Here is a 26,974-nt window from a genome sequence, read left to right on the forward strand (position 1 = left end):
CGCTGTTCGACCGCGTGGTGAAGAATTTCACTGATGCCCCGGCAAACCTGTGCCAAGTGATCATCGGTGGCCGTGACGCTGGTGAAGCGCTGGTCGATGACCCGCGTGTGGCGCTGATCAGCGCCACCGGCAGCACCCGCATGGGCCGCGAAGTGGCGCCGAAAGTCGCTGCGCGTTTCGCCCGCAGCATTCTCGAACTGGGCGGCAACAACGCGATGATCCTCGGCCCGAGCGCCGATCTGGACATGGCCGTGCGCGCCATTCTGTTCAGCGCGGTCGGCACCGCCGGTCAGCGCTGCACCACATTGCGTCGCCTGATCGCCCACGAGTCGGTGAAGGAAGAAATCGTCACCCGCCTCAAGGCCGCGTACGCGAAAGTGCGCATCGGCCATCCGCTGGAAGGCAATTTGGTCGGCCCGCTGATCGACAAGCACAGCTTCGAAAACATGCAGGATGCGCTGGAGCAGGCATTGAGCGAGGGCGGCCGGGTGTTTGGCGGCAAGCGTCAGCTCGAAGAGCAGTTCCCCAACGCCTACTACGTGTCGCCGGCGATTGTTGAAATGCCAGAGCAAAGCGAGGTGGTCTGCAGCGAAACCTTTGCGCCGATCCTCTACGTGGTCGGTTACAGCGACTTCCAGGAAGCGCTGCGCCTGAACAACGCTGTACCGCAAGGCCTGTCGTCGTGCATCTTCACCACTGACGTGCGCGAGGCGGAGCAGTTCATGTCGGCGGTCGGCAGCGACTGCGGCATCGCCAACGTCAACATCGGCCCGAGCGGCGCGGAAATCGGCGGGGCGTTTGGTGGCGAGAAAGAGACCGGTGGTGGTCGCGAGTCGGGCTCCGACGCCTGGCGCGCGTACATGCGTCGCCAGACCAATACCGTGAACTATTCGCTGGAGTTGCCGCTGGCGCAGGGTATTACCTTCGACTGAAATTGAGAAAAGCTGAAAAGATCGCAGTCTTCGGCAGCTCCTACAGGGCTGCGGTTGGCTGCGGTTTTGTAGGAGCTGCCGAAGGCTGCGATCTTTTTAGTGCCCACAACGCAATTGGTTAGGTTTCTGTTGGAGTCTGGCAATGCCGTTACGCGAAGAATGTCTGTGGGAAAAACTCACGCCGCAGCGCCCGGATAACTCCGCCTTGCGCGGCGAGGTCAAAGTCGATGTCTGCGTGATCGGCGCCGGGTTCACCGGATTGTCGGCGGCGCTGCATTTGTTGGAACAAGGCAAGACCGTTTGCGTGCTGGAAGCGCATCGTGCCGGGCACGGCGGGTCCGGACGCAACGTCGGGTTGGTCAACGCCGGCATGTGGATCCCGCCGGACGAGATCGAGGCCGGCTTCGGCGAGGCGGTTGGCAGCCAGCTCAACCGCATGCTCGGGGCGGCGCCAGCGTTGGTGTTCAGCCTTGTGGATAAGTACAACATCGATTGCCAGTTGCGCCGCGAAGGCACCCTGCACATGGCGCACAATGCCAAGGGCGAGGCGGATCTGCGCAGTCGCGAGCAACAATGGAAACGCCGTGGTGCACCGGTCGAACTGCTGACCGGCAAGGCCTGCGAGCAAGCCACCGGCACGCAAAAGATCGCCGCCGCACTGCTCGACCGCCGCGCCGGCACCCTCAACCCGATGGCCTATGTCACCGGGCTGGCCAATGCGGTGAAGGGGCTGGGCGGGCAGATGTTCGATCACTCGCCGGTCACCCGTCTCGAACGCCAGGGCCAGCAATGGTCGGTGCAGACCGAGCAGGGTTCGGTGCTCGCCGAGCAAGTGGTGATTGCCTCCAACGCCTACACCGAAGGCGACTGGACCGAGCTCAAGCGCAACTTCTTCCCCGGCTACTACTATCAGGTCGCCTCGGTGCCGCTGACCGAAGACGCGGCCCATGACATCCTCCCGGGCGGGCAGGGTTCGTGGGACACGCGGCAGGTGCTGAGCAGCATCCGTCGCGACAAGGACGGCCGGTTGTTGCTCGGCAGCCTGGGCAACGGCAATCAGAAACCCACCTGGTTCCTCAAGGCCTGGGCCGACCGGGTGCAGCAACACTACTTCCCCAACCTGAAACCGGTGGAATGGGAATGCACCTGGACCGGGCGCATTGCCTTCACCCCCGATCACCTGATGCGCCTGTTCGAACCGGCGCAGGGACTGGTGGCCGTCACCGGTTACAACGGCCGTGGCGTGACCACCGGCACCGTGGTCGGCAAAGCCTTCGCCGACTATCTGTGCCATGGCAATCCGCGGGCTCTGCCAATCCCCTTCGCACCGATGCAGCCCCTGGCCGGTGTCGGCCTGCGCAGTTGCCTGTACGAGGCCGGGTTCTCGCTGTATCACGCGGGCCAGTGCCTGCGCATCGTTATCTGAGTGTTGAAATTTGTTGCTTTGCGCGGCGCTTTTGCGCGTAGCGACTAGCCTGTAATGGTGCGGGTTGTAGCAGTCCCGCACCAGCAGTGTGCAGTTCGGTGACGCGGGCTGTTACAGGCTGGTTGCACGTCGTTTGGTGCCGCGGTTGCAATGATGGCGCAGGCGGGTTGCGCCTCAGATTTAAAAAGGTTTCACCTTCCGCGGTTTAGACGGTTGCACGCCCAATGAAAATGGGAACGAAACAGTCGAAATAACAAGAAAGCAGCGACTTTTTGAAGAATAAAAAACCGATGGCACGGCGCTTGCTCAGAGCATTCAGTGAAGTGAAGTCGCAGTGCCAACTAAAAAAAACCTTGGAGCACCACCTCATGTCCCAGACGTTTTACAAGAAAGGCTTTCTGGCCCTCGCAGTGGCTACTGCGTTGGGTGTTTCTGCGTTTGCTCAAGCTGATGTGAAAATCGGTGTAGCGGGTCCAATGACTGGCGCCAACGCGGCATTTGGCGAGCAGTACATGAAGGGTGCACAGGCAGCGGCGGACGCGGTCAACGCGGCGGGCGGCGTCAACGGCGAGAAAATCGTACTGGTCAAGGGCGATGACGCCTGCGAACCGAAACAGGCTGTGACGGTCGCCAAAGACCTGGTCAACCAGAAGGTTGCCGGTGTGGTCGGTCACTTCTGCTCCTCTTCCACCATTCCAGCCTCGGAAATCTACGACGAAGCCGGCGTCATCGCGATTACCCCGGGTTCCACCAACCCGCAAGTGACCGAGCGCGGCCTGAGCGCCATGTTCCGTATGTGCGGGCGTGACGACCAGCAAGGTATCGTCGCGGGCGACTACATCGTCGACGTGCTCAAGGGCAAGAAAGTCGCCGTGCTGCACGACAAGGACACCTACGGTCAGGGCCTGGCCGATGCGACCAAGGCTCAACTGGAAAAACGCGGCGTGAAGCCGGTGTTGTACGAAGGCCTGACCCGTGGCGAGAAAGACTTCAGCGCCGTGGTCACCAAGATCCGTGCGGCCGGTGCCGACGTGGTCTACTTCGGCGGCCTGCACCCGGAAGCCGGCCCGCTGGTCAAACAACTGCGTACCGAAGGCCTGAAAGACGTCAAGTTCATGTCTGACGACGGTATCGTGACCGACGAACTGGTGACCACCGCCGGCGGCCCGCAATACGTTGACGGCGTGCTGATGACCTTCGGCGCCGACCCACGCCTGCTGCCAGACAGCAAGACTGTAGTGGATGCATTCCGCAAGGCCGGCACCGAGCCTGAAGGCTACACCCTGTATGCCTACGCATCGGTCCAGACCCTGGCTGCCGCCTTCAACGGCGCCAAGTCCAACAGTGGCGAGAAAGCCGCCGAGTGGCTCAAGGCCAACCCGGTGAAAACCGTGATGGGCGAGAAAGCCTGGGACAAGAAGGGCGACCTGAAAGTCTCCGACTACGTGGTTTACCAGTGGGACAAGGACGGCAAATACCATCAGCTGGAAAAACAGAAGTAAGGGCTGACGCGATCAGCTTAAGCACCACCAATACCTTGCAGGCCTTTGCCTGCTCGCGATGACGGACTGACAGGCAACACATGTGTTGAATGTTCCACCGCTATCGCGAGCAGGCTCACTCCTACAGGGACGGTGGTGACTGGTAAATCGCGCTCTGACATTGCTCCGACGTAAATCTGTATTTTTCCTAGAAGAACCGCCCGCCCACCGGTGGGCAGGTTCTCATTGCGTGAGATTGCGTTATGGATGGTATTTTCCTGCAGCAACTGGTCAACGGCCTGACCCTCGGGTCGGTCTATGGCCTGATCGCCATCGGCTACACAATGGTCTACGGCATCATCGGCATGATCAACTTCGCCCACGGCGAGGTTTACATGATTTCCGCTTACCTGGCGGCAATCAGTCTGGCTCTGCTGGCTTACTTCGGTATTGAATCCTTCCCGCTGTTGATGCTTGGCACGCTGGTTTTCACCATCGTCGTCACCGGCGTCTATGGCTGGGTAATCGAACGCGTCGCCTACAAACCTCTGCGCAACTCCACCCGACTGGCACCGCTGATCAGCGCCATCGGCATCTCCCTGATCCTGCAAAACTATGCCCAGATCAGCCAGGGCGCCCGCCAACAGGGTGTTCCGACGCTGCTCACCGGTGCCTGGCGTATCGACGTCGGCAGCGGTTTCGTCCAGTTGACCTACACCAAAATTTTCATTCTGGTGGCCGCGTTCGTCGGCATGGGCCTGCTGACCTACGTGATCAAGTACACCAAGCTCGGCCGCATGTGCCGCGCCACCCAGCAAGACCGCAAGATGGCTTCGATCCTCGGGATCAACACCGACCGGGTGATTTCCTACGTGTTCATCATTGGTGCGGCAATGGCGGCGCTGGCCGGCGTGCTGATCACCATGAACTACGGCACGTTCGACTTCTACGCAGGCTTCGTCATTGGCATCAAGGCGTTCACCGCCGCGGTGCTCGGCGGGATCGGCTCCCTGCCCGGCGCGATGCTCGGCGGGATCATTCTCGGGATCTCCGAGTCGCTGTTCTCGGGCCTGGTCAACTCCGACTACAAAGACGTGTTCAGCTTCTCGCTGCTCGTACTTGTTCTGGTCTTCCGGCCTCAGGGCCTGTTGGGCCGTCCTCTTGTGTCGAAGGTGTAAGCGATGTCTTCAACCACTCAAAAAAACATCGATATCAAAAAAAGCCTGGTTGAGGCGATTCTGGCCGGCCTGATTGCGCTGATTGTGTTCGGCCCGATTGTCGGCGTCGTGCTCGACGGCTATAGCTTCAACCTTGAACCGACCCGCGTGGCGTGGATCATCGGCATCGTCATGCTCGGCCGCTTTGCCCTCAGCCTGTTTCTGCAGACGCCCAAGGGCTTGAAGATTCTCGACGGATTCGAGAGCACCGGCTCCGGTGTGCATGTATTGCCATCCGATCACAAATCCTCGCTGCGCTGGATCATCCCGCTACTGATTGTGCTCGCGGTCATCGTGCCGTTCGTCTCCAACTCGTACCTGCTGGGCGTGGTCATCCTCGGGTTGATCTACGTGCTGCTGGGGCTGGGGCTGAACATCGTGGTCGGCTTGGCCGGTCTGCTCGACCTGGGTTATGTGGCGTTCTACGCCATCGGCGCCTACGGTCTGGCGCTGGGTTATCAATACCTCGGACTGGGTTTCTGGACCGTGCTGCCACTGGCGGCGATCACCGCTGGCCTGGCCGGCTGCATCCTCGGTTTTCCGGTGTTGCGTCTGCACGGTGACTACCTGGCGATCGTGACTCTGGGCTTCGGGGAAATCATTCGCCTGATCCTCAACAACTGGCTGTCGCTGACCGGCGGCCCGAACGGTATGCCGGCGCCACTGCCGACGTTCTTCGGCCTCGAGTTCGGCAAGCGGGCGAAGGATGGCGGGGTGCCGTTCCACGAGTTCTTCGGCATCGCCTACAACCCCGATGTGAAGTATTACTTCATCTACGCGGTGTTGTTCCTGGTGGTGCTGGCCGTGCTGTACATCAAGCATCGGCTGGTGAAGATGCCGGTGGGTCGCGCCTGGGAAGCCTTGCGCGAAGACGAAATCGCCTGCCGCTCGATGGGCCTGAACCACGTGCTGGTCAAGCTCTCGGCGTTCACCATTGGCGCGTCGACGGCGGGTCTGGCCGGGGTGTTCTTTGCTACCTATCAAGGCTTCGTCAACCCGACCTCGTTCACCTTCTTCGAGTCGGCGCTGATCCTCGCCATCGTCGTGCTCGGCGGCATGGGCTCGACCATCGGTGTGGTGATCGCGGCGTTCGTGCTCACGGTGGCCCCGGAACTGCTGCGCGGCTTCGCCGAATACCGCGTGCTGCTGTTCGGCATCCTGATGGTGTTGATGATGATCTGGCGACCACGAGGGCTGATTCGCATCAGCCGTACCGGGGTCACTCCACGCAAAGGTGCCATTCACTATGAGAGGACTGCGCCATGAGTGAAGTCGTACTCTCTGTGGAAAAACTGATGATGCACTTCGGTGGCATCAAGGCCCTGAGCGATGTCAGCCTCAAGGTCAAACGCAACTCGATCTTCGCCCTGATCGGCCCCAACGGTGCGGGCAAGACCACGGTGTTCAACTGCCTGACCGGGTTCTACAAGGCCTCCGGCGGCAAGATCGAACTCAACGTGCGCGGCAAGCAGACCAACGTCATCCAGTTGCTCGGCGAGTCGTTCAAACCGACCGATTTCGTTTCGCCGAAGTCGTTCCTCAGTCGTCTGTATTACAAGATGTTCGGTGGCACGCACTTGGTGAACCGTGCAGGACTGGCGCGGACATTCCAGAACATTCGCCTGTTCAAGGAAATGTCGGTGCTGGAAAACCTGCTGGTGGCCCAGCACATGTGGGTCAACCGCAACATGCTCGCCGGCATCCTTAACACCAAGGGCTACCGCAAGGCTGAAAGCGACGCGCTGGACTGCGCGTTCTATTGGCTGGAGGTGGTCGATCTGGTGGACTGTGCCAACCGTCTGGCTGGTGAACTCTCGTACGGCCAGCAACGCCGTCTGGAGATCGCCCGGGCCATGTGCACGCGGCCGCAGATCATCTGCCTCGACGAACCGGCCGCCGGCCTCAATCCTCAGGAAACCGAAGCGCTGAGCGCGATGATCCGGCTGCTGCGCGACGAGCACGATCTGACCGTGGTGCTGATCGAACACGACATGGGCATGGTAATGAGCATTTCCGATCACATCGTGGTGCTGGACCACGGCGTTGTCATCGCCGAGGGCGGGCCTGAAGCCATCCGTCATGATCCGAAAGTGATCGCGGCTTATCTGGGCGCTGACGAAGAGGAGCTGGTATGAGCCAACCGATCCTCGAACTCAAAGACCTCGACGTGTTCTACGGCCCGATCCAGGCTCTCAAAGGCGTGTCGCTGCAGATCAACGAAGGCGAAACCGTCAGCCTGATCGGCTCCAACGGCGCAGGCAAATCCACGCTGCTGATGTCGATCTTCGGCCAGCCACGCGCGGCGGGCGGACAGATCCTCTATCGAGGCGTCGATATTACCCACAAGTCTTCGCACTACATCGCCTCCAACGGCATTGCGCAGTCGCCGGAAGGGCGGCGGGTGTTCCCCGACATGACCGTCGAGGAAAACCTGCTGATGGGCACCATCCCGATTGGCGACAAGTACGCCAAGGAGGACATGCAGCGCATGTTCGAGCTGTTCCCGCGGCTCGAAGAACGCCGCACCCAGCGGGCGATGACCATGTCTGGCGGCGAGCAGCAAATGCTCGCCATCGCCCGGGCGTTGATGAGTCGGCCGAAGCTGTTGCTGCTCGATGAACCGAGCCTGGGTCTGGCGCCGATCGTGGTGAAACAGATCTTCGCCACGCTGCGCGAACTGGCGAAAACCGGCATGACCATTTTCCTCGTCGAGCAGAACGCCAACCATGCGCTGAAGCTGTCGGACCGCGCGTATGTGATGGTCAACGGCGAGATTCGCCTGACCGGTACCGGTAAAGAATTGCTGGTGAACGAGGAGGTGCGTAACGCCTATCTGGGCGGGCACTGATTGTTCGTGAGTTGTCCACAAGCCCCGCGACGCAAGTCTCGGGGCTTTTTACATCTCAAGTTCACACAGAAACCCTGTAGGAGCTGCCGAAGGCTGCGATCTTTTGATGTTGTTTTTGAAGATCAAAAGATCGCAGCCTTCGGCAGCTCCTACAGTGAATCCATCTTCAATATCAAGTCGATTTTGAAATTGTGGAAAACAAATTCCCATAGCTGCCAAAGCGCGACATATAGACGCTGCAAATGGCTGTTTTTCCACAGTTTTGACTTGTCCCCGTTTGCTGTGGAGCCGGCTGTGAATAACGTGGGAGTAGCTGGCTGAAGCCCTTGTTGGACGTGGCTTGCAGGGCGATGAGCGTTTTTTGATCAGGCATTTTTGCTGGAGCTGAAGACGTCGTTGTCAACCCTTTTGTGCGGGTGGCGACACAGGTGATTTGATGTGAGCAAGCCTGTGGATAAGTCTGTGACTAAACTCTGGAAAGACCGCGCTGAGGGCCGTAATTACTGGCCTCGCGCAATCACGACGGTGACCGGTCGGTCGTGCAAAATGCCATGTCCCGCACAACTGCCGCTTCAGGGTCAAGCAAAAAACTTTCTATTTCCGGCGCAAAGCCTTGTGTGGCGCGGCTTTGCGCGATTCCACTTGCCCCCGGAAACTGTGGAAGGGCTTGTGGATAACGTGCGTGCACATGGCTACAGGCCACGGTCGCCGTGCTGTTCAGGGTGTTGGTTGTTTTTTATACAGGTTGCGGGTGTTGCCCGTGGTTGCGTGGCCGGGCATGCTGGCTGCTGATTTTCTATTCCCATGGCTGCGCTGGCGGCCGACGCAAGGAGAACACGATGTCCAACACCCTGTTTATCACCGGCGCGACGTCCGGTTTTGGTGAAGCCTGTGCCCGTCGTTTCGCCGAGGCTGGCTGGAAACTGGTGTTGACCGGTCGTCGTGCAGAACGTCTCGATGCCCTGTGCGCCGAACTGTCCAAGCAGACTGAAGTGCACGGCCTGGTGCTCGACGTGCGTGATCGCAAGGCGATGGAAGAGGCGATCGCCAATCTGCCGCCGTCCTTCGCCAAGCTGCGCGGCCTGATCAACAACGCCGGGCTGGCGCTGGGCGTCGATCCGGCACCGAAATGCGATCTCGACGACTGGGACACCATGGTCGACACCAACGTCAAAGGCCTGATGTACAGCACTCGTCTGCTGCTGCCGCGTCTGATCGCACACGGCCGTGGTGCCGGTATCATCAACCTCGGCTCGATCGCCGGTAACTACCCGTACCCGGGCAGCCATGTGTATGGCGCGACCAAAGCGTTCGTCAAGCAGTTCTCGCTGAACCTGCGTTGCGACCTGCAAGGCACTGGCGTGCGCGTCAGCAACATCGAGCCTGGCCTGTGTGAGAGCGAGTTCTCGCTGGTGCGTTTTGCCGGTGACCAGGAGCGTTACAACGCGACCTACGCCGGGGCCGAGCCGATCCAGCCGCAGGACATCGCCGAGACCATCTTCTGGGTGCTCAATGCCCCGGCGCACATCAACATCAACAGCCTGGAGCTGATGCCGGTGAGCCAGACCTGGGCCGGGTTTGCCATTGAGCGTAACAAGGCCTAAGACCGTGTGGCGAGGGCGCTTGCTCCTGCTGGACTGTGCAGCAGGCCCATGCGTCTTTTGAACTGAAGAGCGGGGGCGCTCCGCACCCAGCGGGAGCAAGCTCCCTCGCCACAAAATCGGGCAAAACCGGCAATAAGGTAAACTCATCTCCGACAAACCCCACCGCACCCTGCGGTTCAAAGGTTTTTAGAGGAGGCTACGTGAGTAACCGAGGTGAGCAGTCGCTGCTCAAACAATCCACCATCCTGATGTTCGCGGTGTCGATCGCCGGGATCGTCACCGGTTTTATTTCTGGGTCTCAATCCATCCTTTTCGATGGTTTTTTCTCGCTGATCGCCACCTTTATCAAAGTGCTGATGCTGATCACCGCCCGGCTGATTGCCAAAGAGAGCAATCACCGCTTCCAGTTCGGTTTCTGGCATCTGGAGCCGATGGTGCTGCTGATCGAAGGCAGCTTCCTGCTGCTGATCGCCATCTATGCGTTTCTCAACGGTGTGTTCGGCATCATCAACGGTGGCCGCGAGATCGAGCTGGGGCTGGTGATCATTTATGCGGCGGTGTTCACCGTCGTTGAATTCGCCTACTTCTTCTACGTGCGCCGACGTAATCGCAAGCTCAAATCCAGCCTGATCCAGTTCGACAACATCAGCTGGCTGGTGGACGCGATGCTCTCGGTCGGCCTGTTGATCAGTTTTCTCGCGGCGCTGCTGCTCAAGGCCCAGGGCTTTGACGAGTGGGCGAAGTTTGTCGACCCGCTGATCCTGATCGTGCTGGCCCTGACCATGTTGCCGCCGGCGTTCAAGATCCTAGGCCCGGCGCTGCGCGACGTGCTGGGTATCGCCCCGGACACGCTCGATGACCAAGTGCGGCAGGTCATGGAAGCGGCGAAGGTCGAGCATGGTTTCGACGATTACGTGACCTACGTGCAGAAGCACGGACGGGCGCGGTTTATCGAGATTCATGTGGTGTTGCCGGCGGATTACCGGTTGCAGAGCGTGGGGCAGCTGGATGCGCTGCGTGAGGCGATTTCGGCGCAGCTGGGCGCGCCGGATACGGCGCGCTGGCTGACCATCAGCTTTACTGGCGACAGGAAGTGGGTTGCCTGATCCATCGCTGATGAGCCCCTGTGGCGAGCGAGCTTGCTCGCGCTGGGCTGCGCAGCGGCCCCACAATATTGTGAGCGCTGCGCACTCAAGCGGGAGCAAGCTCCCTCGCCACAGGTTCAGGCTTGCAAGTATTCGGTGAGGCCGTGGTAGCACGTCGCCAAGTGGTACGGCGTGGTAGAAGGCATGTCCTTGCGGCTCACCTCACCCTGTTCATCCCGGCACTCATACCAGCCACCGGCATGCAGAAACCGCTGTTGCAGCGCCTGCAGCTGGCGCTGCACTGCCGCTTCGCTGCCCGGGCGCAAGGTCAGGGCGCGCAGGTATTCTGCCTGTGCCCAGATGCGCTGAGTCGAGTCCTTCGGCCGTCCATCCCGTTCCAGATCAAGCATCGCCCGCACCGCGGCGGTCGACTCGACCACGCCGAACTGTTCGGTGAAGGCGAAGGCCCGGTCCAATGCCGCGTGCAGTTTCGAACCGCGCAGTAGCGGTGACGATTGCAGCAGGAAATACCATTCGAACTGATGCCCCGGCTCGTACCAGTTATCCACAGCCCCCAACGGTTTCTCCATCAGCACGCTGTGCTGCGGATCGACGAAGTGCTTGTGCATGGCTGTGCATAACTCCAGCAACGCTGTCTGCGTCTGGGCATCTTCGCGCACGGCGAGGGTGGCGAGGAAGGCTTCGGCCAGGTGCATCAGCGGGTTCTGCAGCGGACCGGTTTGCAGGGTGATCCAGTCGCGGTCCAGGCACGCTTCGTACAAGCCGTCACCGGTGGCGAAGCGCCGGGCGATGACTTCCAGTGCGGCGTTGAGCGTGGATTCCACCAGCGGCTCGCGAGACTTGCCCCAGTAATGGGCGCAGGCGAACAGGATGAAGGCGTGGGTGTAGAGGTCTTTGCGCTGATCCAGCGGCTTGCCCTCGGCATCGATGCTGTAGAACCAGCCGCCGTGCTCGGCATCATGAAAGTGCCGTTGCAGCGAGCGGAACAGTGCGGCGGCGCGGATCTCGGCGTTATCCACAACCCCGATCAGGCTGGAAAACAGGTACAGCTGCCGTGCGCAGGCCATTGCCCGATAGCGTTGTGGCGGCAGCGGCGTGTGGGCGGCGTCCAGTGCTTCGTAGGGCAGCGCCATGTCGGCGTTCCAGCCCGGGCCTTGCCAGAGCGGCACGATCACGTTCAGAAAGTGCTGTTGCACGTCGCTGAACAGGGCGGTCAATTCGGGCAGGGAGGTGCAGCGGGAAGCATGGGGCATTGGCGGACGTCGTCACGGCTGGGGCGATTGCGCGACATGGTAGCAGAGCGGCGGGCCTTAGAGACGCGGAGTCTGTCAGTCCGCCTTCGCGAGCAGGCTCGCTCCCACAGTGGATTTGCAGCGTACACAAAACCTGTGGGAGCGAGCCTGCTCGCGAAGAGGCCAGTGGCAGGCGCTAGAGAATCAACCGGCCAGCAACCACGCGCCAGTCACAGCCGAAGCGGCACCCGCCACACGCACCAGAGGCGCAGCAGCCTGAGGCAGAAAACGAACCACCGCATAACCCGCCGCATGCAGTGCAGCCGTCGCCGCCACGAAGCCGGCGGCATACGCCCACGGGCTGCTCATGTCCGGCAGCTCCAGACCATGCGCCACGCCATGGAACAGCGCAAACAGCGCCGTCGCGGCCACCGCCATCAGCAGCGGCGGACGCACCGCCAGTGCCACCGCCAGGCCCAGTGCCAGTACAGAGGCGGCGATCCCGCTTTCCAGTGCCGGCAGCTCCAGCCCCTCAAAGCCGAGCATGCCGCCGATCAGCATGGTGCCGACAAACGTGCACGGCAGCGCCCAACGTGCCGCGCCTTGCTGCTGCGCCGCCCACAAACCGACGGCAATCATCGCCAGCAAGTGGTCGAGGCCGCCGATCGGGTGGCTGATCCCGGCGACCAGACCGCTGTCGCCGTGGCCCGGGTGGGCGAAGGCGAGTGCCGGGGTCAGCAGCAGCGCCACGGCGCCGAAAATACGTTTGAGTGTCATGGATAAGCTTCCTTGTTGGTCAATAAGTCAGGCGGCGTTCAGCAGGCCCTGGCGTTCGATGAAGGCGATGATTTCTTCCAGGCCCTGGCCGGTCTTCTGGTTGCTGAAGACAAAGGGCTTGCCGTTGCGCATGCGTCGGGTGTCGCTATCCATCATTTCCAGCGAGGCGCCGACCAGCGGCGCCAGGTCGATCTTGTTGATCACCAGCAGGTCGGACTTGCAGATCCCCGGCCCGCCCTTGCGTGGCAGCTTGTCGCCGGCCGAGACGTCGATCACGTAGAGGGTCAGGTCCGACAGCTCCGGGCTGAAGGTCGCCGACAGGTTGTCGCCGCCAGACTCCACCAGAATCAGGTCCAGCCCCGGAAAGCGCCGGTTCAGTTGGTCCACCGCTTCGAGGTTGATCGAGGCGTCTTCGCGGATCGCCGTGTGCGGGCAGCCACCGGTTTCCACGCCGATGATGCGCTCCGGGGCCAGTGCTTGGTTGCGCACCAGAAAGTCGGCGTCTTCGCGGGTATAGATGTCGTTGGTAACGACGGCCAGGTTGTAGCGATCGCGCAGCGCCAGGCACAGGGCCAGGGTCAATGCGGTCTTGCCGGAACCGACCGGGCCGCCGATGCCGACGCGCAGGGGTTGTGTGTTCATGTGCTTCTCCAAGATGACAGGCCCTAGGAACGGAACAGACGGCTGTACTGACGCTCATGCGCCATGCACGCCAGGGACAGGCCGAACGCGGCGCTGCCGATGTGTTCGGGATTGATTCGGCTGGCGTCCTGCTGCGCCTGTTGCAGCAGCGGCAGCAGTTCGCTGGTCAGGCGCTGGGCGGCTTGCTGGCCCAGCGGCAGGGTTTTCATCAGTACGGCGAGCTGGTTTTCCAGCCAGCTCCACAGCCACGCGGCGAGGGCGTCCTGCGGGCTGATGCCCCAGGCGCGGGCAGCCAATGCCCAGCCGAGGGCCAGATGCGGTTCGGCGCATTGCTCGAGAAAGCTACGGGCCGGCGCGTCGAGTTCCGGCAAACCGTTGAGCAACTGCTGCAGCGAGTAACCCATCTGCCGGCTCTCCAGATGCAACTCGCGGGTTTCGCGGCTGGCGCGGTGGCTTTCGCAGATGCGCAGCAGCTCATCCCAGTTGTCGTCAGCCGCCGCCTGACAATGGGCGAGCAACAGCGGCGCCTCGAAACGCGCAAGGTTGAGCAGCAACTGATCGCTGATCCAGCGCCGAGCGCTGTCCGGATTGTTTACGCGGCCGTTATCCACCGCCATTTCCAGGCCTTGCGAATAGCTGTAGCCGCCAATCGGCAATTGCGGACTGGCCAGGCGCAGCAGCGCCCAGGCCGGATTCACAGGCGGACGCCGAACTGGTGGAGTTTCGGCGCGTAGTTGAAGTCTTCGTCGCCGTGCCGCGAATGATGATGGCCGCCGCCGTAGGCACCGTGTTCCGGCTGGAACGGTGCTTCAATCGCTTCGACCTGCGCGCCGAGCTGCTCGAGCATGGCCTTGAGCACATAGTCGTCGAGCAGGCGCAGCCAGCCATCGCCCACTTGCAGGGCAACGTGACGGTTGCCCAGGTGATAGGCGGCTCGGGTCAGTTCGAAGGCATTGGCGCAGGTGACGTGCAGCAGTTGCTCGGGGCGGGCGCAGACGCGAACGATGCGGCCGTCTTCGGCCTGCAGGCATTCGCCGTCGTATAAAGGCGCCTGGCCGCGCTCCAGAAACAACCCGACGTCTTCGCCATCGGCACTGAAACAGCGCAGGCGGCTCTTGCTCCGCGCTTCGAAGGTCAGGTGCAACTCGGCGGACCAGACAGGTTGAGGGTCGATTCTGCGGTGAATCACCAGCATCGGAAAGCTTCCAGCAATGGACTTGTAGTGAGGGCTAGAGCAAGTGGCTTGCCAACCGGCCGAGATGTAGGAAATCCCTGTCGGAGCGTAGTGGATGTTTCAAGATGTTGCGGGATTTTGGAAGATTTTGGTGCGTGAAGATTTTTACATGCACCAATTTGTGGCTTATAAAAAAAGATCGCAGCCTTCGGCAGCTCCTACAGGGAATGGGTGTAGGAGCTGCCGAAGGCTGCGATCTTTTGATCTTTTGATCTTTACTCGGTACTGCCCAGCCCTTGCCAGTGCTTGAGGCCGATAAAGATGAAGCGCAACTGCTGGGTGATCTTCGCCTGCGGCGTCAGATGTTCGGGCAGGGCTTCGGCGGGCGGGTCGATGATGTCCGGCAGGGTGGCGAACACCGATTTGACGATCAGGTCGGCGATCACGCTTAGGCCGGCAGCGTCCAGATGTTGCAGCTTGGGCATCAGCGTCAGGTCAGCCGCGAGGTCGGCGCTGATGTTCTCGCGCAGACGGCCGATCGCCTGGCGCACCGGCTGCGAGCCGCCGTATTGCTCGCGGGCGAGAAACAAAAATTGCGAACGGTTGGCGCTGACCACGTCGAGGAAGATCCGTACCGAGGCATCGATGATGCCGCCCATGACGAATTCGTTGTGGCGCACCAGGCGGATGGTCTCGCGAAAGGTCTGGCCGACTTCACTGACCAACACCAGACCGAGTTCGTCCATGTCGGCGAAATGCCGATAGAAACCGGTCGGCACGATGCCGGCGGTCTTGGTCACTTCACGCAGGCTCAGGCTGCCGAATCCTCGGCCGCTTTCCATCAAGTGGCGGGCAGCGTCCATCAGGGCGTTGCGGGTCTGTTGTTTCTGTTCGGCGCGGGGCAGCATCGCAAAGGCGTTTTCTTGAGCGGGACAAGCGCCGCACTCTAGCAAATCGGCTTTGCTGGCGTCGAACGGCAGGGGAAAGTCAGCAGAGGCAAATCCAGTCTTGCGGTGTGTGTCGGGGCTGAAAAAGTCAAAAGCCCAATCGGGTGATTGGGCTTTTTTTCCAGGCCGCCACGGGCTTAGCTCAAAGCGCTGTTGCGTTCGATCACACGGTCACCACCGCCTTCAGCGAGGGTCTGGCCTTGTGGGGTACGGTCACCGCCACCTTCAGCAAGGGTTTGGCCTTGTGGAGTGCGATCGCTGCCATCGGAAGCCAGAGTCTGACCTTGTGGGGTTTTGTCGTAGCCATCGGAAGCCAGGGCCTGACCTTGTGGAGTCTTGTCATAGCCGTCTTGAACCAGACCTTTCTCTTCCAGGCGATCACGGCCGCCTTCAGCTACAGCTTGACCTTGTGGGGTCTTGTCGTAGCCATCCTGGACCAGACCTTTTTCTTCCAGACGATTACGGCCGTTTTCAGCCAGGGTCTGACCTTGTGGGGTACGGTCGCTGCCGTCGGCCGCCACAGTCTGGCTGAATACCGAGTGGCTGGATTTCACTTGTGGGGTAGCCTGTTCGGCAGCGGGCAGGGCGAAAGCAGTGCTGGCTAGCATCGACAGGGTAAGGCTGAGCAGTAATTGGCGTTTCATGATGGGTTGCTCCTTGGGAGGGCGATAAAGTGGGTACGAAGCCAATGCTACTCTCGATAAGTCGATATAAAAGTTCATAAACGCAATGGTAATAATCAACAGAATTGATTGTTCTGCCGAGGCGCTCTAGCTCGGGCGTTTGCGGGCGGTGGTTTTGCACCGCAGTGGGTATTTTCGACTCACTCGCGCCTCGCAAATGTGCGGTTCGCGGTAACGCAGTTCGACCGATCGGTCAGCATTCGGGCGATTTTTTGCCGTGGAATCTATATTCCGATTAAACCTGCGCACTGTTTGCCAGTCGTAGAATTCATGAGGGCCGCTTTGGCCCGTCGTTTCAGCTGTGCGTCGCGAAGTCGGCGTGCGGTCGTCATCAGGAGTCTTGTGCATGACGCGCACCGGGAAAATCTTCAGTTGGACCTTCGCCATCCTCGTACTGCTGCTGGCGGTGCTGGTTCTGATCATCGTGTTCTTCGACTGGAACCGGATCAAACCGCCGCTCAACGCCAAAGTCTCGGAAGAACTGCATCGACCGTTTGCCATCAACGGCAACCTCGCGGTGATCTGGCAGCGCGAGCCGGATGAGGGCGGCTGGCGAGCCTGGGTGCCATGGCCGCATGTAGTGGCTGAAGACTTGACGCTGGGCAATCCGGACTGGTCGAAACAACCGCAGATGGTCACGCTCAAGCGCGTGGAACTGCGCATCTCGCCGCTGGCGCTGCTGGCGCAACGAGTGACGATCCCGCGTATCGACCTGACTGAACCCAATGCACAACTGCAACGCCTGGCCGACGGCCGCGCCAACTGGACCTTCAAGTTCGATCCGAAGGACCCGAACGCTGAGCCGTCCAACTGGGTGGTGGACATCGGGGCGATTGGCTTCGACAAGGGCCACGTCACGCTGGATGATCAGACGCTCAAGACCAACCTCGACGTGGTGATCGATCCGCTGGGCAAGCCGATTCCGTTCAACGAGATCGTCGGTGACAAAGCCGCGAAGACTGCGCAGGACAAGGGCGCCGCGCCGCAGGACTACGCGTTCGCGCTGAAGGTCAAAGGCCAGTTTCACGGCCAGAACCTCACCGGCCAGGGCAAGATCGGCGGGCTGCTGGCGCTGCAGGATGCGAGCAAGCCGTTCCCGCTGCAGGCCCAGGCGAAGATCGGCGCCACCAGCATTGAACTGGCCGGCACCTTGACCGACCCGCTCAACCTCGGCGCCCTCGATCTGCGTCTGAAGCTGGCCGGCGCCAGCCTCGGCAACCTCTATCCACTGACCGGCGTGACCCTGCCGGACACGCCGCCGTATTCCACCGACGGTCACCTGATTGCCAAGCTGCATGACGCTGCTGGGGCGAAATTCACCTATGAGCAGTTCAACGGCAAGATCGGCAGCAGCGACATTCACGGTGATCTGACCTACGTCGCCAGCCAGCCACGGCCCAAGCTGAGTGGCGCGCTGCTGTCCAACCAACTGCTGTTCGCCGACCTCGCGCCGCTGATCGGTGCCGACTCCAACGACAAGCAAAAGGCCCGCGGCGGCGAGAGCAAACAGCCGACCGACAAAGTGCTGCCGGTCGAAGAGTTCAAGACCGACCGCTGGCGCGCGATGGACGCCGATGTCGAGTTCACCGGCAAGCGCATCGTGCACAGCGAAAAACTGCCGTTCAACGACCTCTACACCCACCTGAAGCTCAACGACGGCGAACTCAGCCTCGAGCCGCTGCGCTTCGGCGTCGCCGGCGGCAATCTGGACGCGCAGATTCGCCTCAATGGCCGCACCGAACCGCTGGAAGGCCGGGCCAGACTGACCGCCCGCAAATTCAAGCTCAAGGAACTGTTCCCGACCTTCGAGCCGATGAAAACCAGTTTCGGTGAGCTCAATGGCGATGCCGACATCAGCGGTCGCGGCAACTCGGTGGCCAAGCTGCTCGGCGGCGCCAATGGCAACCTGAAGATGCTGATCAACGACGGCGCGATCAGCCGTGAGCTGATGGAACTGGCGGGGCTCAACGTCGGCAACTATGTGATCGGCAAGATCTTTGGCGACAAGGAAGTGAAGATCAACTGCGCGGCGGCGGACTTCGACATCAAGACCGGCCTGGCGACCACGCGGCTGTTTGTGTTCGATACCGAGAACGCGATCATCTATATCGATGGCACGGCGAACATGGCCACCGAGCAACTGGACCTGACCGTAACGCCGGAATCCAAGGGCTGGCGTCTGATCTCGCTGCGTTCACCGTTGTACGTGCGCGGCAAGTTCATCAAACCGGACGCGGGCGTGAAAGCCGTGCCGCTGATGCTGCGCGGGGCGGGGATGGTTGCGTTGGGCGTGATTGCCGCACCGGCGGCAGGGCTGCTGGCGCTGGTGGCACCGAGCGGTGGTGAGCCGAATCAGTGTGCGCCGTTGCTGCAACAGATGAAGGCCGGCAAGGCACCAGTGACCGTCAAGCCAACCAAATAAAGGCAAGAGCAAAAGATCGCAGCCTGCGGTAGCTCCTGCAGAGGAATGTATTTTCCTGTAAGAGCTGCCGCAGGCTGCGATCTTTTTACTTCTGCTACGGCGCCTTCGCGAGCTTGCTCGCGAAGGCGGTTTTGAACGGCTTACAGGTCTTGCAGGATGTCGGCCATGTCATCCGCATGCTCTTCTTCCTGCGCCAGGATGTCTTCGAAGATGCGTCGGGTGGTCGGGTCTTTATCGCCGATGTACTGGATAATCTCGCGGTAGCTGTCGATGGCGATCCGTTCGGCCACCAGGTCTTCGTAGACCATCTCTTTCAGGGTGTTCCCGGCCACGTACTGGGCGTGGGACATTTTCGACAGCAGGTCCGGGTTGAACTCCGGCTCGCCGCCCAGTTGCACAATGCGCTCGGCCAGACGGTCGGCGTGTTCAGCTTCCTGAGTGGCGTGTTCGAGAAATTCCTCGGCGGCCACGTGGGCCTTCAGGCCGTTGGCCATGAAGTAATGACGCTTGTAGCGCAGTACGCAGACCAGCTCGGTGGCCAGCGATTCATTGAGCAAGCGCAGCACTTCCTCACGGTTGGCGCTGTAGCTCTCGGTTACCGCGCCGTTCTCGACGTGTTGCCGTGCGCGCTCGCGCAGGGTTTTTACATCAGACAAATGCATGTCACTCATTTCAGTCTCCTGGAGGCTAATCCGATTGGCGCCACGTTCTACTGACGTGATTGCCTACCCAGGTTGTGAGTCCTGCGCGATGCAAAAAGTTTTATCGGTTTTACGCTGATTCCCCGGCAGGCGCGGGCGAAGCCTGCGATCTTGGCGTCAGCCCGGACAACACGGCCTCCTCCTGCAACCAGGCAAAGAACGCCCGCACTGGCGGATGCCGCTCCCGTCCCGGCACGCACAGTGCGCTGTAACCGGCGCCATCGACCTGCACCTCGCCCTTGTATGGCACCAGCAAACCGCTGGCGACGCTTTGCGAGACCAGAATATTGCTCGCCAGCACCAGACCTTGCCCGGCAATCGCGGCCTGCAGGGCGTAATGCTCCTCGTCGTATTCGCGGATCGCTGGTTGCTGGCTCAGCCACTGCTCGCCGGACCTGGCGCACCACGCTTCCCAGCCATGGGCATACAGCCTGGAGTTGTGCCAGTGCACGCTGATCAGCGCCGGCGTGCGCCGGGCGGCCAGTGCCACCTGCTCCGGCGAGCCGTACACGCCGAACGACTCATCGAACAGGCACAAACCGTAGAGATTGGGGTAGTCGTCGAGGCTGTAGCGCAGCACCAGATCGACGCTGGCGTCCTGATGCAGGTCGATGACTTCACAGTGGGTATCCAGGCGCACATTGATGTTCGGGTGCCGGGTGTAAAAACGCCCGAGGCGCGGCACCAGCCACAGCGCGGCGAACGCGGCGGTGGTCGACAGTGTCAGGCTGCTGCCACTGCGTTGCGGACGCAGGGTGTCGACGCTTTGCGCCACTTCCAGCAGCGCGCCGTGCAGGCTGCGAAACAGCCGCTCACCGCCCTCGGTCAGACGCACCTGACGCGGCAAGCGTTCGAACAGCGCCACACCGAGCCAGTCTTCCAGCGCGCGTATCTGATGCGAAATCGCCGTGGGGGTGACCGACAACTCTTCGGCGGCGGCTTTGAAACTCAGCAGGCGCGAAGCGGATTCGAAGGCGCGCAGGGCGGTCAGCGGCAATGAGGCGAACATTGATAGCTCCATGGATGAAATTAATTCATCCCGACTGATTTTTGCTCATTTGAGACGACGGCAAGCCAGCGGCAATGTGGCGCCAAGCACCCCGAAAAGTCCAGTCTCAAAGGAGTTTCAGATGAGCAAGATTCTTGCGATTCATGCCAGCCCACGCGGTGACCGTTCGCACTCACGGCGCCTGGCGGAAAGTTTTCTCAGCGCCTGGCAAGCGCGTCAACCGCAGGCTCTGGTCACCCGCCGCGAAGTCGGACGGGCGCTGATTCCAGCGGTCAACGAGGCGTTCGTGGCGGCGGCGTTTTACCCGGAGCCCCAGGCCCGTCCGTTGTCGATGCAGGCCGATCTGGCGCTCAGCGATCAACTGGTCGGCGAGTTGTTCGAGCATGACCTGCTGCTGATTTCCACGCCGATGTACAACTTCAGCGTGCCCAGCGGCCTCAAGGCCTGGGTCGATCAGATCGTGCGCCTGGGCCTGACGTTCGACCACACCCTGGACAACGGCGTGGCCCAGTACACCCCGCTGCTGCAGGGCAAGAAAGCGCTGATCGTCACCAGTCGCGGCGGTTTCGGTTTCGGCCCCGGCGGTGAACTGGAAGCACTGAACCACGCCGACCCATGGCTGCGCACCGCGCTGGGCTTTATCGGCATCAACGACGTCAGCGTGGTCGCGGCCGAGGGCGAAGAATCGGCCGAGCGCACTTTCGCGGTGTCGCTGGCCGAGGCCGAGCAGCGCTTGCTCGACCTCGCCCGGGCGTTCTAGAAGGCCTGGCTGATTGTGGCGGGGGTGGTGGGCCTGAAGTAGGCTGATGGTGGAGTTGTCATCATCAAGGAGGATGCTTGGCGGGCGTTTTGCACGTCTGGCATCCACTCACGACCACAAGGATGTTTGCCCATGTCACAAGGTACGGCGACACGTTATCCACTGGTGCTGGTGCCAGGCATGCTCGGGTTTATCCGGCTGCTGCTGTACCCGTACTGGTACGGGATCATCAAGGCCTTGCGCCGCGGTGGTGCAACGGTGATCGCGGTGCAGGTGTCGCCGCTCAATTCCAGCGAGGTGCGCGGCGAGCAATTGCTGGCGCGCATCGACGAGATATTGCGCGAGACCGGCGCCGCCAAGGTCAATCTGTTTGGCCACAGCCAGGGTTCACTGACCGCCCGCTATGCCGCCGCCAAGCGGCCGGACCTGGTCGCGTCGGTGACCTCGGTGGCCGGGCCCAATCACGGTTCGGAGCTGGCCGACTATCTGCAACAACACTACCCGGCGAACAGCGCCAAGGGCCGCCTGCTCGAGGCGCTGCTGCGTTTTATCGGCTGGCTGATGGCGCTGTTGGAAACCGGCTACCACGGGCCGAAACTGCCGGTGGATATCCATGCTTCCCATCAATCGCTGACCCGTGAGGGCGTGGCGCTGTTCAATCAGCGTTATCCACAGGGCTTGCCCGAGACCTGGGGCGGACACGGACCGGAAGAGGTCAACGGCGTGCGGTATTACTCATGGTCGGGGACGTTACAGCCGGGCAAGACCGATCGCGGCGGCAACCTATTCGACGGCACCAATCGCAGCTGCCGCCTGTTCGCGAAAACCTTCGTGCGTGAACCTGGGCAGTGCGACGGGATGGTCGGGCGCTACAGCTCGCACCTGGGCACGGTGATTGGCGACGACTATCCGCTGGATCACTTCGACATCGTCAACCAGTCGCTGGGGCTGGTGGGCAAAGGTGCGGACCCGGTGCGGCTGTTTGTCGAGCATGCGGAGCGGCTCAAGGCTGCCGGGCTCTAACCTGCTTTTGTGGCGAGGGAGCTTGCTCCCGCTGGACTGCGCAGCAGGCCCCGGCTTTTAAAAAAGGGGCCGCTTCGCGCCCCAGCGGGAGCAAGCTCCCTCGCCACAGGAGTTCGTCAGGCAACGCTGATCCGACGGCCCAACACCGTGGTCCAACGCTCGGACAGAATCACCCCGCCCAACGTCAGCACCCCGCCCACCAGGTGATACATCGCCAACTCTTCCTTCAACACCACCGCCGCAATCAGCGCGGTAATCAACGGCAGCAAGTTGAAGAACAACGTCGTCCGGCTCGGCCCCAGGCGCTGCACCGCTTGCATCCACGCCAGTGGCGCGAGCATCGAGGCCAGCAGGCACGCGTACAGCACCAGCGGAATGTTCTGCACGGTCAGGCCGGTCTTCGGCGAGGCGGCGTACAGCGGAAACAGCACCACAATCGCCACCAGCACCTGCAGATACAGCAACACCAGCGGCGGCAAACGCAGCTGCCACTTTTTCAGCAAGGTGCTGTAGATCGCGTAGGCGAGGGTGGCGATCAGCATCATCGCGTCACCCAGATTCACCCCATGCTGCAGCAGCGCACCGAGGCTGCCCGACGAGACCACCACCAGCACGCCGGCGAACGACAGCACCGCGCCGAACAAAGCGCCGGCGGTCAGGCGCTGGCCGAGGCTGATGATTGCCATGGCCAGCGACATCAATGGCATCAGCGACAGAATGATGCCCATGTTGGTCGCGGTGGTCAGGGTCGCGGCGAAGTAGGCCAGGCTTTGATAGACCGCCATGCCCAGCACGCCGAGGACGAAGATCTTGCCCAGGTTCGGGCGGATCTGCGGCCAGTGCGCGATTACCGCTTTGAGCATGAACGGGGTGAACAGCAGCCCGGCCAGCAGCCAGCGATAGAAACCGATCTCCGCGGGGAAGATCGCCCCGACCGCCAGTTTGTTGATCACGGTGTTGCCGGCCCAGATGAAAATCGCCAGCAGGGGAAACGCGTATTGCATGGGTAAAAACCAGAACGTTGATGAACGGTGATTATCCCCTGTCTGGATGCAGCCCTATACTGCAAACCGGACAACCTGCCTCTGTAACCGGACAGCATGAACAGTAAACACATCGATCTGCTGGATTTCAGCGAACTGCCGTCAACGGTGTACTTCCGCTACGCCGACTTCAACGCCCATGAATACGCCGCGCCGCACCGTCATCCCTGGGGCACGCTGGAGTACGCGGCCCACGGCGTGCTGCACATGGACGTCGACGGCAGCCGTTTCATGTCGCCGCCGCAATACGCGGTGTGGGTGCCGCCGCAGGTCGAGCACAGTTTTTACAGCCACCAACCGGTCAACTATCGCGCGGTGTGCCTCGACCCCAAGGTCTGCGCCGATCTGCCGGCGCGCGCCTGCACGCTGGCGATCAGTGACATCCTCAAGGCGATCCTCAAGGACTTCGCCGCCCGCGACGTGAAAATCCCCGAACTGGATGCCGACCAGCGTCTGGCCCAGGTGCTGGTCGATCAACTGCAACAGGCGCCGGTGCATGAATGTTACCTGCCGTACACCAGCCACCCCGGGTTGCTGGCGATCCTCGATGCGTTGCAGGCCGATCCGGGAAATAACCAGCCGCTGGCGCACTGGGCGGCGCAGGTGCACGTCAGCGAGCGCACCCTGGCCCGGCAATTCGTGCGCGAACTGGGGATGAGTTTTGGCGAATGGCGTCAGCGTCTGCGTTACCTGGCTGCGATCGAGGCGCTGGAAAGTACGAAGAGCGTGCAGGAAATCGCTTTTGATTTGGGTTACAGCAGTGGTTCGGCCTTCATCGCCATGTTTGCTCGCCAGGCCGGGTGTACGCCGGAACAGTATCGGCGCAGCCATCTCGAAGGCAGGAAGGTGTAACAAGATTTGGCTACACTCCAGCAGAGGCCGCATCCATCGGTGCGGCGACAAGGAGAAAACTCCATGAAGATGTTGCGTGTCCCTTTGTTGATGATCGGTCTGCTCCTGTGTTCCCAGGGTTTCGCCGCCACGGCGCAACAGAACAAAATGACCACCTGCAATGCCGACGCTACCGCCAAGAGCCTCAAGGGCGACGAGCGCAAGACTTTCATGAGCACCTGCCTCAAGGCCGCGCCGGCCGCCAATGACGCCAAAGTGCTGACCCCGCAGCAGGAAAAAATGAAGACCTGCAACGCCGACGCGAAAACCAAAGCCCTGACCGGCGATGCGCGCAAGACGTTCATGAGTGATTGCCTGAAGAAAAAGTAATCAGCAAGGATTTGTGGTGAACGGGCCGGCCTCTTCGCGAGCAGGCTCGCTCCCACATTGAGATGCATACCCCTTGTGGGAGCGAGCCTGCTCGCGAAGGGGCCATTGAGCGCGACAAAGGCCCCTGCATATCCCTAGTGCTCTCCCCTGAACGCTGGCAGACTGCCAATCCTTTTACGCCGTTCGTTTTGAGGCTGTATGCCAACGTTTTCTGAGCGTCATGTTGTGTTCTGGGTCAGTTGCATCATCATCGGCGGCGGTTTGCTGCTGGCATTGCCGCTGCGCTTGTTGCCCAGCCTGCTGGCCGGTTTGCTGGTGTTCGAGCTGGTCAACATGCTCACCCCGCAATTGCAACGGTTGATCGAAGGTCGGCGTGCGCGCTGGCTGGCGGTGGCACTGCTGGGCACCTTGGTGGTCAGTGTGCTGGCGCTGATCTTTGCCGGTGCTATCAGTTTCCTGCTGCACGAAGCGGAAAATCCGGGCGCCTCGCTCGACAAATTCATGGGCGTGGTCGACCGCGCGCGCGGGCAACTGCCGCCGTTTCTCGATGCCTACCTGCCGGCCAGTGCTGCGGAGTTTCGCGTGGCCATCGGGGAATGGGCGAGCAAGCACCTGTCCGAGCTGCAACTGGTGGGCAAGGACGCCGCGCACATGTTCGTCACCTTGCTGATCGGCATGGTCCTCGGCGCGATCATCGCCTTGCAGCGAGTGCCGGATCTGACCAAACGCAAACCGCTGGCCGCCGCCCTGTTCGACCGCCTGCACCTGGTGGTTCAAGCCTTTCGCAACATCGTCTTCGCGCAGATCAAGATTTCCCTGCTGAACACGTTCTTCACCGCGATTTTCCTGGTGGTGGTCTTGCCATTGTTCGGCATCAAGCTGCCGCTGACCAAGACCCTGATCGTCCTGACCTTCCTGCTCGGCCTGCTGCCGGTGATCGGCAACCTGATGTCGAACACGCTGATCACCATCGTCGGCCTGTCGCTGTCGATCTGGGTGGCGGTGGCGGCGCTGGGTTACCTGATTTTTATCCACAAGCTCGAATACTTCCTCAACGCGCGCATCGTCGGCGGGCAGATCAGTGCCAAGTCGTGGGAGTTGCTGCTGGCGATGCTGGTGTTCGAAGCCGCGTTCGGCCTGCCGGGGGTGGTGGCAGGGCCGATTTATTACGCGTATCTGAAGAGTGAGTTGAAGCTGGGCGGGATGGTGTAGGGCGTCCACTGTGGCGAGGGAGCTTGCTCCCGCTGGGGCGCGAAGCGGCCCCGCTCCTTGAATCAAAAGCCTGGGCCTGCTGCGCAGTCCAGCGGGAGCAAGCTCCCTCGCCACAAGATGTGTGATCAGACCATTACAGGTTGTGTATCAGGCCATTGCGCCGTAACGCTTCATCGCTTCAATCGCCAAGCCGCTACCAATGCTGCCAAAGATATTCCCTTCGACATGCCGCGCATTCGGCAGCATCGCCGAGACGCTGTTGCGCAAGGCCGGGATGCCGCTGGAACCGCCGGTGAAGAACACCGTATCGACCTGAGCCACTGACACGTTGGCATCGTTCAACAGCTGCGTGACGCTGCCGCGCACGCGCTCCAGCAGGGCATCGATGGACGATTCGAACAGGGCGCGGCTCAGCTCCACGCTCAAGCCTGGCTCGATCCGGTCCAGCGGCACATGGCGGCTGTCGGCGTGGGTCAGCTGGATCTTGGTTTCTTCCACTTCCATCGCCAGCCAGTGCCCGGCGCGCTGTTCGATCAGTTTGAACAGGCGGTCGATGCCGCCAGTGTCCTCGATGTCGTAGCGCATGCTGCCCAACGCCAGGGTCGACTTCTGCGAATACACCGAGTTGATGGTGTGCCAGGTCGCCAGGTTCATGTGGTGGCTGGTCGGCATGTAGGCGCCGCTCTTCATGCGGCTGCCGTAGCCGAACAACGGCATCAGGCCTTGCAGGCTCAGCTGTTTGTCGAAATCGGTACCGCCGATGTGCACGCCGCCGGTGGCGAGGATGTCATCGTGGCGGTTGTCCATGCCGCGACGCTCGGGCGACAGGCGCACCAGCGAGAAGTCGGACGTACCACCGCCGATGTCGACAATCAGCACCAGCTCTTCTTTTTCGATGGTCGACTCATAGTCGAATGCGGCGGCAATTGGCTCGTACTGGAACGACACGTCCTTGAAGCCGAGCTTGCGTGCCACTTCGACCAGGGTGTCTTCGGCTTCCTGGTCGGCCAGCGGATCGTCATCGACGAAAAACACCGGACGCCCCAGGACCACTTGCTCGAACTCCCGACCGGCGGCGGTTTCGGCGCGGCTCTTCAATTGGCCGATGAACAGCCCCAGCAGGTCCTTGAACGGCATCGCGGTGCCGAGGACGCTGGTGTCGTGCTTGATCAGCTTGGAACCCAGCAGGCTCTTGAGCGAGCGCATCAGCCGGCCTTCGTAGCCTTCCAGGTACTCGTGCAGCGCCAGACGACCGTAAACCGGGCGGCGCTCCTCGATGTTGAAGAAGACCACCGACGGCAGGGTGATCTTGTCGTCTTCCAGCGCGATCATCGTTTCCATGCCGGGGCGCAGCCAGCCGACGGTGGAGTTGGAGGTGCCGAAGTCGATACCGCAGGCACGGGCTGGAGAGGCGTTGTTCATGTCTTTCGGGTTCCGGTCAAAAAACGGCCGCGCAGTGTATGTCAGTGCGCGACAGATTCGAAGGCCGGTCATCTGCTATTTCACGACTAAGC

26 protein-coding genes are annotated in these 26,974 nt (G+C 61.4%); 15 read left to right on the plus strand and 11 right to left on the minus strand.

All coding sequences use genetic code 11. From position 1 onward, the window contains the following. The 9 genes from J5M57_RS26845 to J5M57_RS26885 form a co-directional block, all read left to right on the plus strand. Positions 1-932: aldehyde dehydrogenase family protein (locus J5M57_RS26845; RefSeq protein ID WP_207872026.1), on the plus strand; the 932-nt coding region annotated here is incomplete at its 5' end. 142 nt (positions 933-1,074) lie between these two features. Beyond that, a complete protein-coding gene (locus J5M57_RS26850; protein WP_207849111.1) occupies positions 1,075-2,358 on the plus strand; it encodes an FAD-binding oxidoreductase in 1,284 nt (427 codons plus the stop codon). Positions 2,359-2,726: 368 nt separating this feature from the next. Further along, positions 2,727-3,860, plus strand: a complete 1,134-nt coding sequence (locus J5M57_RS26855; protein WP_027613531.1) for an ABC transporter substrate-binding protein — start codon at positions 2,727-2,729, stop codon at positions 3,858-3,860. A 242-nt stretch (positions 3,861-4,102) separates the two neighbouring features. Further along, positions 4,103-5,017 (plus strand): branched-chain amino acid ABC transporter permease, encoded by a 915-nt coding sequence (locus J5M57_RS26860; RefSeq protein WP_027613532.1) that lies wholly within the window; start codon positions 4,103-4,105, stop codon positions 5,015-5,017. Positions 5,018-5,020: 3 nt separating this feature from the next. Beyond that, positions 5,021-6,322: a high-affinity branched-chain amino acid ABC transporter permease LivM gene (livM, locus tag J5M57_RS26865; RefSeq protein ID WP_064585727.1), complete on the plus strand. Its 1,302-nt coding sequence runs from the start codon at positions 5,021-5,023 to the stop codon at positions 6,320-6,322. Next, the gene (locus tag J5M57_RS26870) at positions 6,319-7,191 is read left to right on the plus strand and encodes an ATP-binding cassette domain-containing protein (protein ID WP_064585728.1); all 873 of its coding nucleotides are present in this window, start codon (positions 6,319-6,321) and stop codon (positions 7,189-7,191) included. Before livM ends, J5M57_RS26870 begins: the two co-directional genes overlap by 4 nt. After that, the gene (locus J5M57_RS26875; protein WP_083367165.1) at positions 7,188-7,904 is read left to right on the plus strand and encodes an ABC transporter ATP-binding protein; all 717 of its coding nucleotides are present in this window, start codon (positions 7,188-7,190) and stop codon (positions 7,902-7,904) included. Before J5M57_RS26870 ends, J5M57_RS26875 begins: the two co-directional genes overlap by 4 nt. Before the next feature lie 839 nt (positions 7,905-8,743). Beyond that, positions 8,744-9,508 carry an SDR family oxidoreductase gene (locus tag J5M57_RS26880; protein ID WP_064585730.1) on the plus strand — a complete coding sequence of 255 codons (765 nt, stop codon included), beginning with the start codon at positions 8,744-8,746 and terminating at the stop codon, positions 9,506-9,508. A gap of 200 nt (positions 9,509-9,708) precedes the next feature. Continuing rightward, positions 9,709-10,614: a cation diffusion facilitator family transporter gene (locus tag J5M57_RS26885; RefSeq protein ID WP_207849110.1), complete on the plus strand. Its 906-nt coding sequence runs from the start codon at positions 9,709-9,711 to the stop codon at positions 10,612-10,614. 116 nt (positions 10,615-10,730) lie between these two features. On the opposite strand, the gene J5M57_RS26890 is transcribed toward J5M57_RS26885, so the two are convergent. From J5M57_RS26890 to J5M57_RS26920, 7 genes are all read right to left on the minus strand, one after another. After that, positions 10,731-11,867: an AGE family epimerase/isomerase gene (locus J5M57_RS26890; protein ID WP_207849109.1), complete on the minus strand. Its 1,137-nt coding sequence runs from the start codon at positions 11,865-11,867 to the stop codon at positions 10,731-10,733. 183 nt (positions 11,868-12,050) lie between these two features. Beyond that, on the minus strand, positions 12,051-12,623 hold the full coding sequence (locus J5M57_RS26895) for a HupE/UreJ family protein (RefSeq protein ID WP_064585733.1): 573 nt from the start codon (positions 12,621-12,623) through the stop codon (positions 12,051-12,053). Between the two features lie 27 nt (positions 12,624-12,650). After that, complete coding sequence (ureG, locus tag J5M57_RS26900) at positions 12,651-13,265, minus strand: urease accessory protein UreG (protein ID WP_207849108.1); 615 nt, start codon at positions 13,263-13,265, stop codon at positions 12,651-12,653. A 23-nt stretch (positions 13,266-13,288) separates the two neighbouring features. Further along, complete coding sequence (locus J5M57_RS26905) at positions 13,289-13,963, minus strand: urease accessory protein UreF (protein ID WP_207849107.1); 675 nt, start codon at positions 13,961-13,963, stop codon at positions 13,289-13,291. After that, a complete protein-coding gene (gene ureE / locus J5M57_RS26910; RefSeq protein WP_003221180.1) occupies positions 13,960-14,460 on the minus strand; it encodes an urease accessory protein UreE in 501 nt (166 codons plus the stop codon). The genes J5M57_RS26905 and ureE overlap by 4 nt, the downstream gene beginning before the upstream one ends. A gap of 254 nt (positions 14,461-14,714) precedes the next feature. Continuing rightward, positions 14,715-15,347: a TetR family transcriptional regulator gene (locus J5M57_RS26915; protein ID WP_027613541.1), complete on the minus strand. Its 633-nt coding sequence runs from the start codon at positions 15,345-15,347 to the stop codon at positions 14,715-14,717. A gap of 176 nt (positions 15,348-15,523) precedes the next feature. Further along, positions 15,524-16,030: a hypothetical protein gene (locus J5M57_RS26920; protein WP_169842518.1), complete on the minus strand. Its 507-nt coding sequence runs from the start codon at positions 16,028-16,030 to the stop codon at positions 15,524-15,526. Between the two features lie 385 nt (positions 16,031-16,415). Between J5M57_RS26920 and J5M57_RS26925 the strand changes: the two genes are divergently transcribed. Beyond that, positions 16,416-18,491, plus strand: a complete 2,076-nt coding sequence (locus tag J5M57_RS26925) for an AsmA family protein (protein WP_207849106.1) — start codon at positions 16,416-16,418, stop codon at positions 18,489-18,491. A gap of 140 nt (positions 18,492-18,631) precedes the next feature. Here J5M57_RS26925 and J5M57_RS26930 read toward each other — a convergent pair whose 3' ends face one another. Beyond that, a complete protein-coding gene (locus J5M57_RS26930; protein WP_064585738.1) occupies positions 18,632-19,162 on the minus strand; it encodes a ferritin-like domain-containing protein in 531 nt (176 codons plus the stop codon). Positions 19,163-19,262: 100 nt separating this feature from the next. Then, the gene (locus J5M57_RS26935; protein WP_229754991.1) at positions 19,263-20,213 is read right to left on the minus strand and encodes a LysR substrate-binding domain-containing protein; all 951 of its coding nucleotides are present in this window, start codon (positions 20,211-20,213) and stop codon (positions 19,263-19,265) included. A gap of 109 nt (positions 20,214-20,322) precedes the next feature. Between J5M57_RS26935 and J5M57_RS26940 the strand changes: the two genes are divergently transcribed. Together J5M57_RS26940 and J5M57_RS26945 are read left to right on the plus strand one after the other, a co-directional pair. Further along, on the plus strand, positions 20,323-20,961 hold the full coding sequence (locus J5M57_RS26940) for an NAD(P)H-dependent oxidoreductase (protein ID WP_083367159.1): 639 nt from the start codon (positions 20,323-20,325) through the stop codon (positions 20,959-20,961). Positions 20,962-21,093: 132 nt separating this feature from the next. Further along, positions 21,094-21,984, plus strand: coding sequence for a triacylglycerol lipase (locus J5M57_RS26945; RefSeq protein ID WP_207849105.1), 891 nt, complete (start codon positions 21,094-21,096; stop codon positions 21,982-21,984). 116 nt (positions 21,985-22,100) lie between these two features. Here J5M57_RS26945 and J5M57_RS26950 read toward each other — a convergent pair whose 3' ends face one another. Further along, complete coding sequence (locus J5M57_RS26950; protein ID WP_064585742.1) at positions 22,101-22,988, minus strand: DMT family transporter; 888 nt, start codon at positions 22,986-22,988, stop codon at positions 22,101-22,103. A gap of 96 nt (positions 22,989-23,084) precedes the next feature. Between J5M57_RS26950 and J5M57_RS26955 the strand changes: the two genes are divergently transcribed. The 3 genes from J5M57_RS26955 (at position 23,085) to J5M57_RS26965 (ending at position 25,460) form a co-directional block, all read left to right on the plus strand. Beyond that, the gene (locus J5M57_RS26955; RefSeq protein ID WP_207849104.1) at positions 23,085-23,879 is read left to right on the plus strand and encodes a helix-turn-helix transcriptional regulator; all 795 of its coding nucleotides are present in this window, start codon (positions 23,085-23,087) and stop codon (positions 23,877-23,879) included. 63 nt (positions 23,880-23,942) lie between these two features. After that, the gene (locus tag J5M57_RS26960; protein ID WP_003221193.1) at positions 23,943-24,248 is read left to right on the plus strand and encodes a PsiF family protein; all 306 of its coding nucleotides are present in this window, start codon (positions 23,943-23,945) and stop codon (positions 24,246-24,248) included. Positions 24,249-24,446: 198 nt separating this feature from the next. Beyond that, positions 24,447-25,460, plus strand: coding sequence for an AI-2E family transporter (locus J5M57_RS26965; RefSeq protein WP_064585744.1), 1,014 nt, complete (start codon positions 24,447-24,449; stop codon positions 25,458-25,460). Positions 25,461-25,607: 147 nt separating this feature from the next. Here the strand turns inward: J5M57_RS26965 and J5M57_RS26970 are convergent, their stop codons facing one another. Continuing rightward, a complete protein-coding gene (locus J5M57_RS26970) occupies positions 25,608-26,882 on the minus strand; it encodes an Hsp70 family protein (protein ID WP_064585745.1) in 1,275 nt (424 codons plus the stop codon). Positions 26,883-26,974: the final 92 nt, after the last annotated feature.

The organism is Pseudomonas sp. 86_A (assembly GCF_017491705.1).
In the GTDB taxonomy this organism is placed as follows: domain Bacteria; phylum Pseudomonadota; class Gammaproteobacteria; order Pseudomonadales; family Pseudomonadaceae; genus Aquipseudomonas; species Aquipseudomonas koreensis.

Bases quoted from the DNA above. Each gene is read 5' to 3' on its own strand.
- J5M57_RS26875 (WP_083367165.1), top strand. From the start codon at position 7,188: ATGAGCCAACCGATCCTCGAACTCAAAGACCTCGACGTGTTCTACGGC.
- J5M57_RS26930 (WP_064585738.1), bottom strand. From the start codon at position 19,162: ATGAGTGACATGCATTTGTCTGATGTAAAAACCCTGCGCGAGCGCGCA.
- J5M57_RS26940 (WP_083367159.1), top strand. From the start codon at position 20,323: ATGAGCAAGATTCTTGCGATTCATGCCAGCCCACGCGGTGACCGTTCG.
- J5M57_RS26915 (WP_027613541.1), bottom strand. From the start codon at position 15,347: ATGCTGCCCCGCGCCGAACAGAAACAACAGACCCGCAACGCCCTGATG.
- J5M57_RS26870 (WP_064585728.1), top strand. From the start codon at position 6,319: ATGAGTGAAGTCGTACTCTCTGTGGAAAAACTGATGATGCACTTCGGT.
- J5M57_RS26955 (WP_207849104.1), top strand. From the start codon at position 23,085: ATGAACAGTAAACACATCGATCTGCTGGATTTCAGCGAACTGCCGTCA.
- J5M57_RS26950 (WP_064585742.1), bottom strand. From the start codon at position 22,988: ATGCAATACGCGTTTCCCCTGCTGGCGATTTTCATCTGGGCCGGCAAC.
- J5M57_RS26855 (WP_027613531.1), top strand. From the start codon at position 2,727: ATGTCCCAGACGTTTTACAAGAAAGGCTTTCTGGCCCTCGCAGTGGCT.
- J5M57_RS26945 (WP_207849105.1), top strand. From the start codon at position 21,094: ATGTCACAAGGTACGGCGACACGTTATCCACTGGTGCTGGTGCCAGGC.
- J5M57_RS26850 (WP_207849111.1), top strand. From the start codon at position 1,075: ATGCCGTTACGCGAAGAATGTCTGTGGGAAAAACTCACGCCGCAGCGC.
- J5M57_RS26925 (WP_207849106.1), top strand. From the start codon at position 16,416: ATGACGCGCACCGGGAAAATCTTCAGTTGGACCTTCGCCATCCTCGTA.
- J5M57_RS26890 (WP_207849109.1), bottom strand. From the start codon at position 11,867: ATGCCCCATGCTTCCCGCTGCACCTCCCTGCCCGAATTGACCGCCCTG.
- J5M57_RS26860 (WP_027613532.1), top strand. From the start codon at position 4,103: ATGGATGGTATTTTCCTGCAGCAACTGGTCAACGGCCTGACCCTCGGG.
- ureG (WP_207849108.1), bottom strand. From the start codon at position 13,265: ATGAACACACAACCCCTGCGCGTCGGCATCGGCGGCCCGGTCGGTTCC.
- J5M57_RS26935 (WP_229754991.1), bottom strand. From the start codon at position 20,213: ATGGAGCTATCAATGTTCGCCTCATTGCCGCTGACCGCCCTGCGCGCC.
- J5M57_RS26920 (WP_169842518.1), bottom strand. From the start codon at position 16,030: ATGAAACGCCAATTACTGCTCAGCCTTACCCTGTCGATGCTAGCCAGC.
- J5M57_RS26880 (WP_064585730.1), top strand. From the start codon at position 8,744: ATGTCCAACACCCTGTTTATCACCGGCGCGACGTCCGGTTTTGGTGAA.
- J5M57_RS26970 (WP_064585745.1), bottom strand. From the start codon at position 26,882: ATGAACAACGCCTCTCCAGCCCGTGCCTGCGGTATCGACTTCGGCACC.
- ureE (WP_003221180.1), bottom strand. From the start codon at position 14,460: ATGCTGGTGATTCACCGCAGAATCGACCCTCAACCTGTCTGGTCCGCC.
- livM (WP_064585727.1), top strand. From the start codon at position 5,021: ATGTCTTCAACCACTCAAAAAAACATCGATATCAAAAAAAGCCTGGTT.
- J5M57_RS26965 (WP_064585744.1), top strand. From the start codon at position 24,447: ATGCCAACGTTTTCTGAGCGTCATGTTGTGTTCTGGGTCAGTTGCATC.
- J5M57_RS26895 (WP_064585733.1), bottom strand. From the start codon at position 12,623: ATGACACTCAAACGTATTTTCGGCGCCGTGGCGCTGCTGCTGACCCCG.
- J5M57_RS26960 (WP_003221193.1), top strand. From the start codon at position 23,943: ATGAAGATGTTGCGTGTCCCTTTGTTGATGATCGGTCTGCTCCTGTGT.